Origin of the sequence: Paenibacillus sp. FSL R5-0887, from assembly GCF_038002305.1 — a bacterium.
GTDB lineage: Bacteria > Bacillota > Bacilli > Paenibacillales > Paenibacillaceae > Paenibacillus_AQ > Paenibacillus_AQ odorifer.
Map to the genome: position 1 here is coordinate 126,394 of NZ_JBBOCE010000002.1, position 12,863 is coordinate 139,256.

Annotated in this window: 10 protein-coding genes; 1 reads left to right on the forward strand and 9 read right to left on the reverse strand. The window is 43.5% G+C overall.

All coding sequences use genetic code 11. The annotated features are described in order from the left end of the window. Nucleotides 1-19 precede the first annotated feature (19 nt). The 3 genes from MKY14_RS18640 to MKY14_RS18650 form a co-directional block, all read right to left on the reverse strand. Nucleotides 20-856 (reverse strand): carbohydrate ABC transporter permease, encoded by an 837-nt coding sequence (locus tag MKY14_RS18640; protein WP_036684447.1) that lies wholly within the window; start codon nucleotides 854-856, stop codon nucleotides 20-22. Continuing rightward, complete coding sequence (locus MKY14_RS18645) at nucleotides 856-1,749, reverse strand: carbohydrate ABC transporter permease (protein ID WP_076126435.1); 894 nt, start codon at nucleotides 1,747-1,749, stop codon at nucleotides 856-858. The genes MKY14_RS18640 and MKY14_RS18645 overlap by 1 nt, the downstream gene beginning before the upstream one ends. A gap of 127 nt (nucleotides 1,750-1,876) precedes the next feature. Further along, nucleotides 1,877-3,247, reverse strand: coding sequence for an ABC transporter substrate-binding protein (locus MKY14_RS18650; protein WP_076126433.1), 1,371 nt, complete (start codon nucleotides 3,245-3,247; stop codon nucleotides 1,877-1,879). 376 nt (nucleotides 3,248-3,623) lie between these two features. On the opposite strand from MKY14_RS18650, the gene MKY14_RS18655 reads away from it, so the two are divergent. Then, complete coding sequence (locus tag MKY14_RS18655; protein ID WP_076101584.1) at nucleotides 3,624-4,658, forward strand: LacI family DNA-binding transcriptional regulator; 1,035 nt, start codon at nucleotides 3,624-3,626, stop codon at nucleotides 4,656-4,658. 136 nt (nucleotides 4,659-4,794) lie between these two features. Here MKY14_RS18655 and glnA read toward each other — a convergent pair whose 3' ends face one another. From glnA to MKY14_RS18685, 6 genes are all read right to left on the reverse strand, one after another. Beyond that, nucleotides 4,795-6,219 (reverse strand): type I glutamate--ammonia ligase, encoded by a 1,425-nt coding sequence (glnA, locus tag MKY14_RS18660; RefSeq protein WP_036684454.1) that lies wholly within the window; start codon nucleotides 6,217-6,219, stop codon nucleotides 4,795-4,797. Nucleotides 6,220-6,502: 283 nt separating this feature from the next. Beyond that, entirely contained in the window at nucleotides 6,503-7,549 is a 1,047-nt protein-coding gene (aroF, locus tag MKY14_RS18665; protein WP_076281065.1) for a 3-deoxy-7-phosphoheptulonate synthase, read from the reverse strand. 263 nt (nucleotides 7,550-7,812) lie between these two features. Further along, nucleotides 7,813-8,769: a 4-hydroxy-3-methylbut-2-enyl diphosphate reductase gene (locus MKY14_RS18670; protein ID WP_076126427.1), complete on the reverse strand. Its 957-nt coding sequence runs from the start codon at nucleotides 8,767-8,769 to the stop codon at nucleotides 7,813-7,815. A 59-nt stretch (nucleotides 8,770-8,828) separates the two neighbouring features. After that, entirely contained in the window at nucleotides 8,829-10,295 is a 1,467-nt protein-coding gene (locus MKY14_RS18675) for a sensor histidine kinase (protein WP_076126425.1), read from the reverse strand. Nucleotide 10,296: 1 nt separating this feature from the next. Continuing rightward, nucleotides 10,297-10,986: a response regulator transcription factor gene (locus tag MKY14_RS18680; protein ID WP_076126423.1), complete on the reverse strand. Its 690-nt coding sequence runs from the start codon at nucleotides 10,984-10,986 to the stop codon at nucleotides 10,297-10,299. Between the two features lie 105 nt (nucleotides 10,987-11,091). Next, entirely contained in the window at nucleotides 11,092-12,765 is a 1,674-nt protein-coding gene (locus MKY14_RS18685) for a S1C family serine protease (protein ID WP_076126421.1), read from the reverse strand. Between the last annotated feature and the right edge of the window lie 98 nt (nucleotides 12,766-12,863).

Consider the following 12,863-nt stretch of genomic DNA (forward strand, 5'->3'; position numbering starts at 1 on the left):
CTCTCATTTACACAACTACTTAAGCTTTAACCGCACCTGCCAATGCACCGTCAACGATATACTTTTGAATGAAGGTGTATAGGATGATAAGCGGTGCAGATACGATCATGATCCCGCACGCCAACATAGGCCAGTTGTTTCCGTATTGACCGCGGAATTCTTTAAGCCCGAAGGTGATTGGATAGTTTTCTGGACTCGGTAAATACATGACCGGCCCCACGAAGTCATTCCAGATACTAATTGCTGTTAGAATAACACCTGTAGCAATTACTGGTTTCATAAGTGGCATGATGATCTGGAACAAATAACGCATATATCCAGCGCCATCCATACCTGCTGCTTCATCCATCTCCCGGCTAATTCCTTTGATGTAACCTACAAACATCATGAACACGATACCCGTTCCGCCTGTTTTAAGGAGAATGTAACCCAGCTTCGTGTCATAACCTACAAATCCTAGCTCCTGTTTCATGGTAAGCATCAGCTTGAACTGTGCGACCATTGGATTCGGCAGGAACTGAGACATCAAGAAGAACAAATAAATAAATCCGCTCCACTTCACATAATTTCTCGCCACAGGGAAGGCCCCGAATAACGAAACAATTAGGGTCAGCACTGTTGCTACGGCTGTATACAGCAGACTGTTTAAGAAATAATTAGAGAAATTACCCTGTAGCCAAGCTTCTTTATAATTATCCCATTGAATACTTTTTACGAGACCGATAGGATCTAACAGATATTCTGTAAAGGACTTGAATGAAATATTGATTACAAATAACAACGGCATGATATACAAAACAAGCAACACTGCAATCAGAATATAAGAGAGAGTTTTGGCGGTTTTGGAATCCTTCATTAATATTCCACCTCTCTCTTACGCATTTGTTTCACTGCAAATACTACAAACACCAGAATCATAAGGAACTGAACCACGGAAAGCGCGGAAGGAAGTCCCATCTGTAGAGAACCACGGAACGTCTCTTTATAAACGTCATATGCCATCGTTCTTGTGTTAAAGCGACCGTCCGTAGTTGCGAGAATAATATCAAAGGTGGACATCGCACCGATAATAGACAAAATAATGTTAATCGTAAAGGATGGAGCGATAAGTGGGAATGTGATATTTTTAAAAGATTGCCACTTCGTAGTTCCGTCTATATATCCAGCCTCATACAAATCTTTCGGTACGGATTGTAGTCCCGCAAGGAAAATCAACATCGAATATCCCATATACATCCAAATTTGCGTAAATATAATATAACCGAACGCATGAGTGAAGCTTCCAAAGAACATATCTTTATAACCGAACAAAGAATCATACAGTTGGTTAACCGGACCACTCAGCGGATCGAACATCATGCCCCATACCAGTGCAACTACCGCCACACCAAGCACAACCGGTAAAAAGAATACCGCGCGATAGAAATAATCGCCTTTCAGCTTCTGATTGATAACTACGGCCATAAGCAGACCGACACCGTTCTGTACAATGGTTACAATGACCATGAAATAAATAGTACGTATAATGGAATCCCAACGCTCGCCTGAATTTCCTGAGTAAAATACATCATAATAATTGTCAAGGCCTACGAAACTCATCTTGCTTCCAGGAACGTTAGTGATATCTGTAAATGAATAGATGACCGTCATCATAGATGGGCCAAAATAGAAAATTACATACAATGATAATGGAATCATTAGCAGCAGAAGCGGTATATATCGTTTAAAACCTTTCCCGAACGGATACATTTCTCTCACCTACCCAATCCTAATTCAATAAAATGATCGGGGCCTGCACAAAACAGACCCCGAAGCTGTAAAACATGTTTGGTGTACAGTATGTTGTAGATTCTTTTTTATTTATTGGGATAGCTACTTATTTAGGTGCTGCTGCTTCCCATTCTTTTTGTTGTACGTCTGCAAGCTCTTTAGCGGTTTTAAACTCGCCGCCTGGTGCCAAATACTCAGTGTGAACGCCTTCAGCTGCAATGTGCTCACCAACGTTGTCACGGTTAATCATCATAATTTCATAAGCAAGTTCGAAATCTCCAGTCATGTATGGAGCAAGTTCTTTGTCAATAAAATCACTTTCAGTGGCAATATTGTCTTGTGTAGGCAAGAATCCTGCTGCTTTAACATATTCTGTGTAGTTTTCTGGTTCAGAGAAGAATTCCAGCCATTTCAAAGCACCTTCTTTGTTCGGGCCTTTTTCTGCTGCATACCAAGTTACATCGTATTTACCGACAAGAGAATTATTCTTAGCAGCATCTTCTGTAGCTGGGATTGGGAAGTAACCAAATTTCACATCTGGATTTGCTGCCGCGATCGTAGGAGCATCCCAAGTTCCGTCAGCAATCATAGCTGCTTTTCCTGTTGCGAAAAACGAAGGTGCTGTTGCATAGTCGATACCCAAGAAACCGTCGATGATGTAGTTATCTTGAAGCGTCTTCATTTTCTCCAATACTTCTACAGCCTCAGCATCGTTAAATGCCGAAGTTCCCTTCCAAACGCCCTCAATCCATTGTTGTTGGTTGCCGCCACCTAGAATCTTAGCTTGCAAACCGAACACTGGCAGTTTCAATGGCCATACGTCTTTACCAGCCACTACGATTGGAACAATACTCTTAGCTTTCAATGTATCTAGAACACTAATGAACTCTGTCCAAGTTGTAGGTACAGTCAGGCCGTTTTGTTCAAAAATTTCTTTATTATAGAAGAATCCTGACATTGCTACTTTACCGGTTGGGATTGCATACACTTTATCTTTATAAGTGCCGGCTTTAGCAATATCATTCGCATTGTAGTTTTTAACGAAAGCTTCGTTGCTCAGATCAGCAATCAGTCCGGAATCAATCCATTGTTGCCAGTCTGGCACTTTCGCACCTGGTGTCCAATCTTTCGGGGACAATCTCATACCGGATAGATCGGCAAGAACATCTACGTCACCAGCTGTAATTCTTGCTCTTTGTGCTTGTTTGAATTCATCATCCGGACCCGTGGTTGTGTACTCCACTTTGTATTCCGGATATTTTTCTTCAAACTTTTTATTAATTTCTGTAATGACCTTGTTAATATTCTCTTGTTTCCAGTGTAAGATCTTAATCACTTTCTTATCACCAGATGCAGGCTTGTTTGTTCCGCTGCCCGGAGTAGCCTCACCATTCGCGTTGTTATTGCTGTTTCCACATGCTGCTAATGAGAGCACTAGCGCTGAGCTCAACAATACCGCAGAAAGCTTCTTTACCATTTTGTTACCCCCCAGATAATTTGTTATGACCCTTTTAACGAAACCACATGTTAATTTCTGAAAATCACGAAACAGTAAGGACGATATCACAGAAAGCGGTTTCGGTGTTTTTATTATTACATCGTTATTTGTCTTTGTAAAGTCTTTTTTCTTTGTTCGTTTTTGAACGTTTTTTGAACCAAATATTCAAAAAAACCTTTAAAACCAAGCATAATCCTAGTTTAAGAGTAAACATTCCATTGACTATAATCTTATTGAACTATAAAATAAGTAACGAAACTATTTCGTAAATCATAAATTCAAGTCATAAAAAATAGCCTTGAGTAGATTTTAAACATATATTACGGAACATTTTTCACTATAAGGGGGACTTAATTTGGCCTACAGCATCAAAGATATAGCGAAAATTGCTGGAGTTTCTGTTTCGACAGTATCCAAAATCATTAATAACTACAGTGATATTTCGGAAGATACCAAGACAAGGGTTCAACAAATTATAAAAGAAACTGGATATACCCCCTCCAATTCAGCTAAAACATTGGCTACGAAATCATCCAATCTAATCGGAGTGATTTTTGCCGGAATGCTGAATGTCGACTTTACCCACCCTTTTTTCATCGAGGTGCTAAATTCATTTAAAAAACAAATGGGACTACTAGGTTACGACCTTATCTTTTTTTCCAATGAAAAATTCCAAAGTGGCGATACTAACGATTATCTTGCCCGTTGCCAGCATTTTAATGTAGATGGGTGTGTGCTTCTATCCGGACAGGAGCTAGAAACCTCCATCAGCGAATTAGACAACAGTGCAATTCCGTGTATCGGCGTAGATTTAAAGCTGACCGGTGACAACTCTGGTTTTATCATGTCGGATAATTTCAAAATGTCCTCCAAAGTGGTGGAACACTTTTACTTACTGGGCTATCGAGAGCTTGGCTACATCGGCAGCTCCTCAGATTCAGACATCTCCAATATGCGCGAAAGTGGTTATCGCAAAGCTCTTGAAGATTTAGGACTGCCTATTAACGAGAATTGGTTCTTAAACGGAAGTAACTTCTTTGAGGCCAGCGGGTATGAGACGATGCGTAGAATGATTGAGAATGGAAATTTACCTAGAGCGATCTTCGCGGCGTCCGATCAGCTTGCTATAGGGGCGATGCGTGCCCTTAAAGAGGCTTCTATCGCCGTTCCTGAAACTGTCGCAATTATTGGCTGTGATGATATCGAGGCCTGCAATTATACAACACCCCTATTGACTACCATCCGCCAAAATAAAGATAAGATCGGCCGCCTAGCAGCGCTAATGCTATATGATCTAATAAACAACCAATCCGGCACGAGTTCTTTCAGCGTGGAGCCAGAGCTTATCATTAGAGAGTCCTGCGGCGCTCCTGAACGGGGGCTAGTGTAGTCTTTCTTAGCATATAGTCATAGGGCACAGTAAAATCCATTACTTTTCCTGATTCATAAAAAAGAAGCTGCCCCAAGTAGAATTCACTACTTTTGAGACAGCTTCTTTTATTATAAAGATTATAATAGCAGGAATCTTATAGATCGAAGTACAGGGCATATTCATGTGGATGAACACGAATGGCAACCTCTTGTGCTTCAGAACGTTTCAGAGCAATATAGTTATCGATGAAGTCCTTAGTAAATACGTCGCCTTCTGTTAGGAACTCGTAATCAGCTTCCAAAGAATCAAGCGCTTCGCTCAGGCTGCCTGGAACGCTGCGGATTTTTTCTTTATCTGCATCAGACAATTCATAGATGTTCTTATCCAGAGGACCATAACCCAGTTCTTGCGGGTTAATCTTGTTCTTGATTCCGTCCAGGCCTGCCATCAGCATTGCGGAGAATGCCAAGTAAGGGTTAGCTGTGGAATCCGGTGTGCGGAATTCGATACGACAGCCTTTTGGTGTCACAGCTGCTACCGGGATACGAACTGCTGCAGAACGATTTCCTTTGGAGTAAACCAAGTTAACCGGTGCTTCGTAGCCAGGAACCAGACGTTTAAAGGAGTTGGTGCTTGGGTTAGTCAAAGCGATCAATGCTGGTGCATGGTACAAAATACCACCGATATAATGAAGAGCCATTTCGCTCAGGTTAGCATAAGCGCCTTTTTCGTAGAACAAAGGAGTGTCTCCGTCAAAGATGGATTGATGCACGTGCATTCCGCTACCGTTATCACCGAACAGCGGTTTTGGCATGAAGGTTGCTACCTTGCCATACTGACGCGCAGTGTTTTGTACAATATATTTATAAGTCATGAGATTATCAGCAGTTTTCTTCAAGGTATCAAAACGGAAGTTAATTTCCGCTTGACCTGCAGTGGCTACTTCATGGTGATGACGTTCAATGCGTAGTCCAACTTCAGCGAGCAGACGGCACATTTCACTGCGGATATCCTGTTGGGAGTCAACTGGTGCTACAGGAACATATCCACCTTTAACGCCAACTTTAAATGCCAAGTTGCCGCCCTCTTCTTTACGACCCGTATTCCAAGCCGCTTCTTCAGAATCTACGAAGAATGAGGATCTGTTCATGCCACTTTCGTAACGAACATCGTCAAAGATAAAGAATTCTGATTCAGGCGCGAAGAATGCAGATGTACCTACTCCGCTTTTTTGCAGGAATTCTTCTGCTTTCACAGCAATACCGCGAGGATCGCGCTCATAACGTTCGCCATCAGGAGTGAAAATGTCGCACATCACGTTCAGCGTTGGATGAGCTGTAAACGGATCTATGAATACACTATTCGGATCAGGCATCATAACCATGTCTGATTCTTCAATACCACGGAAACCTTTGATGGAAGAACCGTCGAATGCTACCCCATTTACAAAAGTTTCATCTTCCACTTCAGAAGCTGGCAGAGAGATGTGGTGGGCACGACCACCTAAATCTACGAATCGAAAATCTACCCACTCGATATTGTTCTCTTTAATTGTTTGCAACACTTTTTCAACCGACATGAATTTTTCCTCCCCCAAGTTCCGAACATTAGGCCGCTCACAGTATGCAAATGTTCTTGTTTTAATTTTTTTTGCTGTCGTAATTATAAATCTCATACCTAACATCGTCAATGCTTATGTCAGGTATTTCTTTCAGCAATGTAAGATATTCTAACGCTTTCGTGAAATCTGTTATTTTCGCATATTTCCATGTCACATTTATTTTATCCAACTCCAAAAAAACCCTCTTTTCCCACTAGGTCGCGGGTTAAGAGGGCTTCCGAGGAAGCTATTAGGTTAAATTTTATAGGACCGAAACCGTTTCTGGCGAAGTTGAAAACTTACGTCCAACAATTGGAGCCAGCTTTTCCAGATCCTTAAGCAGGTTATCAAACTGATCAGGGAATAACGATTGAACACCATCACCTGTCATGGAATTGTCCGGATCTGTGTGCATTTCAATAATTAGACCATTTGCGCCAGCAGCAACAGAAGCTTTGGCCATAGGCTCAACTAACTCACGACGACCGGTTCCGTGACTTGGGTCAGAGATTACTGGAAGATGGCTTAAGCTCTGTAGAACTGGAATAGCCGATAGATCCAGCGTATTACGAGTGTAGGTCTCAAATGTGCGAATCCCGCGCTCACAGAGCATTACATCCTTATTACCGCCTGCCAAAATGTACTCCGCTGCATTGAGCAACTCATCGTAGGTCGCACTGAAGCCACGTTTTAGAAGAACAGGTCTGCCACAGGTCCCCAGCTTGCGCAGCAAATCAAAGTTTTGCATATTCCGTGTACCCACCTGCAGAATATCCGCATGTTCCGCACAGATATCAACATACTCTGGTGTCATAACCTCTGTAATGGTCAACAGCCCATGACGCTTTCCTGCTTCAGCCATCATAGTCAAACCTTCCACACCTACGCCTTGGAAGCTGTACGGTCCTGTACGGGGCTTAAATGCGCCTCCACGAAGTACCTGAGCACCAGACGCTTTAACAAGCCGGGCGATCTCATCAATCTGCTCTGGAGACTCAACGGCGCAAGGTCCGCCCATGATCACCAGGTTTTCTCCACCAATCTTCACACCCTTGATATCAATAATCGTATCCTCAGGATGGAAATCCCTGCTGGCCAGCTTGTAGGATTTGGAGATCTTCACGACGTTCTCTACACCCTTCATTTGCCGCAAATGCTCGGCGAGCTTAGGAGTGACGACTCCCACTAAACCTATCACCGTGTGATCTGCTCCTCTGGAGAGATGCACCTGCAAACCTTCTTTTTCGATTACGGCAATTATATCTTTAACCTGCTCTTCCGGTGTTTGATTTGATGTAATGACGATCATATTTATAACTCCCTCTCTACATTTAAAATTTATAATAATTCCGCTAAATACTATCGCGCTACGACGCGTGTTCGCTTTTAAGCTTTTATGCTTTTAATCACTAAAGCAATTTTACCTCAAAAAACGATTATAGTCAATCTATATTCTAATTCCTATGCCGGAAGCGTTCTTTCGATAAAAAAGAGCACTTAACCTCGACTGACGAAGTTAAGCGCTCTTGTTGCAGCGTTCATAATATATAAGTTCGAGCCTAGCCCAATACATTAAGTAGTACTTGCACTCTTATTCTTAACCGGTGGCAGCAGCTTCGCCATATTCACTGTACGTTTGATCTCCCACGTCTCCGGATTAGCCGAATCATACTGATCTAAGTAGTTAATCACTTCTTTGGTGATAGGTGTAGGTGTGGACGCGCCAGAAGTGACCCCGACGATATTTACACCCTCTAGCCATTCTGTTTGGAGTTCAGACACATCAGAAATACGATGGGCAGGAACCCCAGCGATTTCTTCCGACACCTGTGCCAGACGATTGGAGTTGTTGCTTCGCGGATCACCGACAACAATCACCAGATCACATTGCCCCGCTTGTTCCGCCACAGCCTCTTGACGTACTTGGGTAGCCATACATATCTCATTATGCACTTCAGCACCTGGGAAGGTCTCTAGAAGCTTTTTCATGATGTGTTTAATATCCCACTGGCTCATAGTAGTCTGATTCGTAATGACAATACGTGAAGAAGAGATGGATAACGTAGCAATCTCATCTTCTTTTTCAATCAGATGCACATGCTCAGGGGCAATACCCACAGCACCCTCCGGTTCCGGATGGCCTTTTTTGCCGATATAAATGACCTCATAACCGTCATCTACTTTTTCCTGAATAAGATCATGGGTCTTCGTGACATCAGGACAGGTAGCGTCGACCGTAGTTAGACCCTTGTCTCTAGCCATCTTGCGTACCTCAGGAGAAACCCCGTGTGCAGTAAATATGACGGTCCCACTATCCACTTTATCCAGAATATCCAGACGATTATGTCCGTCCAAAGTAATAATGCCATCATCTTCGAACGAATTCGTGACATGACTGTTATGAACAATCATACCCAGTATATAAATCGGCCGGGGAAGATCGAGATTTTGCGCAGCCTGCCGTGCCATAACCATTGCATCGACAACTCCGTAACAATATCCCCGGGGAGAGATTTTAATGACTTCCATGAGTTCACCAGCTTTCTGCTTTCATTGACCTCTGTAATAGGACACTTCTAAATTATACCCTATTCCAGCGGCGGAGCAAAGAGAAGCGGCAACCAGATGACAAAAGTGGTACCCTCACCTTGGCGTGTAACAACCTCCACAGACCCACCATGCTCGTCAATAATCCACTTAGCAATGGATAAGCCAAGCCCAATCCCTTCCGTAATTCCACGCGATTCATCTGCACGATAGAAACGGTCAAAGATATATGGAACCTCATCTTTATCCATACCAATCCCTGTATCTGTGATCCGAATGCCAATCTGATTCTGATAGAAGAGGGTATCCAAACTCACGATGCCTGAAGGCGTGTACTTAAAAGCATTATCAATAAAAATAAAGAGCATTTGCTGTAGATAATCTTTATTCCCAACTATATATTTGCCATTTAAGACTGACATATCACCTGTAACCCACTCGGCTTGACGGGGCAGGAAAGAGGCGCGGCGCGCAATCTCATTCATCATCGGTTCCAGTGCAACGGGCTCTATATCAAAAGTACGTCCAGTATCCGCACGCGCGAGCGAGAGCATATCCGCTACCAAGCGGCTCATACGCTTAGACTCGTCTGCGATATCCTGCACCGATTCAAGCGATAGCTGGCGAATCTCTGCTTCACTCATCTTCCCTTCTCCGGGTTCCATCTCCCAAACCTTTTGCAGCAGATCAATATTTCCGCGGATCGTAGTGAGCGGTGTCCGAAGCTCATGTGAAGCATCTGAAACGAAACGGCGCTGAGCCGCATACGAATCCTCCAGCTCTGTGTAGAACCCTTCCATACGCCCAAGCATACTGTTAACGGTCTCAATAAGTCTTCCTATCTCGTCTGGCGGCCCATCGTATTCAATCCGCGAGCTTAAATCATTCCCCGTCTGAATCCCATTCGCAGCTTCAATTACTTTGCCGATTGGACTCATGGATTTGCGCGCAAGGAACAAACCGAAGGTAAATGCCGCGATCAGGGTAGCAAAAGAACCTACGAGTAGTATATTTTTTAAACGCTCCAAGAGCTTGTCTTCCGAATTTGACGGTGTTGCCACCTGCAGAAGGGCCACAGGACTCTTATTCAAGTCATATATCGGTATCTGATAAACCATCAAATGATATCCGCCAAGCGTAGTCTGTTTGAACCCGTGAGCTTTATCAATATCTTCCAGTTTCGGAACATCGAATTGGATATCTAGATAATGCAAGTTCTCTGACTTTTGCAGGTTCTCATTATTATAGATATAGGTTTGCACCAGAATATTAGCTTCTTCCAGTTTGTTGCCGAAGAAGGGGTTTATGCTCACACTTTGCAATGAACCGTCATACGCCCAGTTAGGATTGAGGTTGGTTACAAGCTGCTCACCCTGTTTTTGTATACGATCCTTCAAGTCCCCATAAGTATTAAAATAAACAAAACCGTAAATTGCGGCTGATAAGGCCAGCAGCATAACGGCCAAAATCCCTGAATACCAAGCAGTCAGCCGCAATCTTATAGACATGTTAGTTGTCACCTCTTAGAATGTAACCGGCACCCCGGATCGTTTGAATGAGGCGTTTACCGCCATGCTCCTCCGTCTTTTGACGTAGCATAGCTATGTATACCTCAAGCACATTAGATTCACCGCTATAATCATAACCCCATATTTTATCCATGATCAGATCCCGTGAAAGCACACGTTTCGGATTTTGCATAAAAAGATGAAGCAGCTCAAATTCCTTTGCTGTTAGCTCCAGTCTTTTACCGGCGCGGGTAACCTCACGTGAATCCACATCCAGCGTAATATCTTCATAAGAAACCGCTTGCTCTCCACCTTCGTTTTGCTCACTCTTACGCCGAAGCAGCGCACGTACACGTGCAAGCAGTTCTTCCAGCGCGAAAGGTTTAACCAGATAATCGTCCGCACCCAGATCAAGCCCTTTTACACGGTGCTCAATTTCATCCTTCGCGGTAAGCATGAGAACAGGAACATTACTGCCCCCTTCCCGCAAGCGGCGACATACTTCAAAGCCATCCACCTGAGGCATCATTACATCCAAAATTACCACATCCGGATCACTGCTCAAGATTGCCCGTAATCCATCCGCTCCATTCACCGCTGTTTTCACATCGTAACCTTCAAAAGCTAAACCTCTACGCAGCATAGAAATAATCTTTTCGTCATCATCAATAATTAGAATATTCGGTCGCATCAAGCAGCCCCCATTGTTCAGTTCTTTTTATATATTGTAGCAGTTTACATCACAATTAGACAAAAACGGAAGGGTCGCCCCTTCCGTGTGACTTACCGTCCGGTATTATTGCTGCTGACTTTGTTGTGTAGTCGTTGTATCAAAATCATTTTTGTTACCGATGGTAACTGAGAGATCCATGGTTTTACCGTCGCGCACAACATTTAATGTTACTTTGTCACCAACTTTTAACGTTTGAATGAAAGTAATCAGATCTTGGTTGGTTGCATACTTCGTTCCATTCGCACCGGTAATGATATCGTAAGGGCGCAGGTCAGCGGTATACGCTGGGGATTTATAGATGATATCTGCAACCACAGAACCTTCTTTAATATCCGTACCCATTTGCTTAGCAACCTCATCTGTAATCGTCATAAGAGTTGCACCAATGAAAGGTACTGGCTCTTTCGGAATGGCTTGGTTGGCTTCCAGTTTATCTACGACTTCTTTAATCGTATTCACAGCGATTGCGAAACCAATACCTTGAGAATCCGTGCTGACGGCTACGTTCATCCCAATTACCTGCCCATTCATGTTGAGCAACGGCCCACCTGAGTTACCCGGGTTGATAGAAGCGTCGGTTTGCAGCAGGTTTTTGTAATTACGTGTTCCACTGCCATCTTCTTCGTTAATATCAATACTGCGTCCTTTTGCACTAAGAACACCGGAAGTTACAGTATGGTCGAAGCCTTGCGGGTTACCGATAGCAACCACTTCTGAACCTACCTTTATGCTATCCGAATCTCCCAGTGCTACTGTAGGGAAATCACTATCTCCTTCAATTTTAAGCACAGCCAAATCCAGATCTTTGCTAGAACCTAGCAGCTTCGCTTCATAAGGCTTGGTTACGCCATCCACGGTGACTTGGATTACATCGGCATTGTCAATTACGTGCTGGTTGGTCAAAATATAGCCGGATTTCTCATAAATGAAGCCTGTTCCAATTCCATAAGGGATAAGCTGTGATGAAGAATCCGATCCTGATTTGGAATCCTGTTCATTTTGGGAAGAACCATTTCCACTGTATTGATCCCCGAAGAAAAATTGTGAGAAGGGATCACTCAGATTCGGGCTGGATGAGCTTCCATTACGCGAATTAGATTTAACTAGTGTCTCAATCTTAACAACTGCTGGTCCCACCGCATCAACAACACCTGTCACATCACGAGATCCAGTCACCAAGGATGTAGTAGAAGTAGAAGGCGCAACACCTGCACTCTCGCCCGTTGTCTTCGCCGTTCCATTCGTTCCGGAGCTAGCAACCGTTGTAGCTGTATCTCCCGTAAACCAGTTACCTCTGTCTGCCATATACATTGAGCCCGAGAGAACGACCATACCGGCTAGGAATGATACCAGCACTGTTTTTAACGAGCTTTTTGGTTTTTTATTATATTGCCAGCCGCCGCCACCTTCAGAACCGCCACCGCCATTTCCTCCGCGGCCACCACCATTGCCATCATAGCCAGTGGTGCGAAGCGATGTGTTATAAGGTAATGGCTTTACAGGCTGTGGAGGTGTAACCTCGACACGTTCTGGCTCCATCCGATTGTAGTGTTGTGCGCCGCCGTCAGCGTTATTCTCATCTTTGTTCAAAGATTTAAAAGGTCCGTAAGAATAGTAGTATGATGATGATCCTGCTTCAGATGAATTATTATTATTGCTGCTATTGTTATTATTGTCCCATTCCCGATCTGGTGCTGGTCCATTGTCGCGATTGAAGTTGTTTTTGTTATCGTCCATGTTTATCTTTCCTCCTGCTTCCTGTCGCCGTGACAAGGATTAATTTGTTTTCATGTTCTTATTTTGTACTTTAAACCTTAAGGTCACATTAAAAACAA

Bases quoted from the DNA above. Each gene is read 5' to 3' on its own strand.
- MKY14_RS18640 (WP_036684447.1), bottom strand. From the start codon at position 856: ATGAAGGATTCCAAAACCGCCAAAACTCTCTCTTATATTCTGATTGCA.
- MKY14_RS18645 (WP_076126435.1), bottom strand. From the start codon at position 1,749: ATGTATCCGTTCGGGAAAGGTTTTAAACGATATATACCGCTTCTGCTG.
- MKY14_RS18650 (WP_076126433.1), bottom strand. From the start codon at position 3,247: ATGGTAAAGAAGCTTTCTGCGGTATTGTTGAGCTCAGCGCTAGTGCTC.
- glnA (WP_036684454.1), bottom strand. From the start codon at position 6,219: ATGTCGGTTGAAAAAGTGTTGCAAACAATTAAAGAGAACAATATCGAG.
- aroF (WP_076281065.1), bottom strand. From the start codon at position 7,549: ATGATCGTCATTACATCAAATCAAACACCGGAAGAGCAGGTTAAAGAT.
- MKY14_RS18670 (WP_076126427.1), bottom strand. From the start codon at position 8,769: ATGGAAGTCATTAAAATCTCTCCCCGGGGATATTGTTACGGAGTTGTC.
- MKY14_RS18675 (WP_076126425.1), bottom strand. From the start codon at position 10,295: ATGTCTATAAGATTGCGGCTGACTGCTTGGTATTCAGGGATTTTGGCC.
- MKY14_RS18680 (WP_076126423.1), bottom strand. From the start codon at position 10,986: ATGCGACCGAATATTCTAATTATTGATGATGACGAAAAGATTATTTCT.
- MKY14_RS18685 (WP_076126421.1), bottom strand. From the start codon at position 12,765: ATGGACGATAACAAAAACAACTTCAATCGCGACAATGGACCAGCACCA.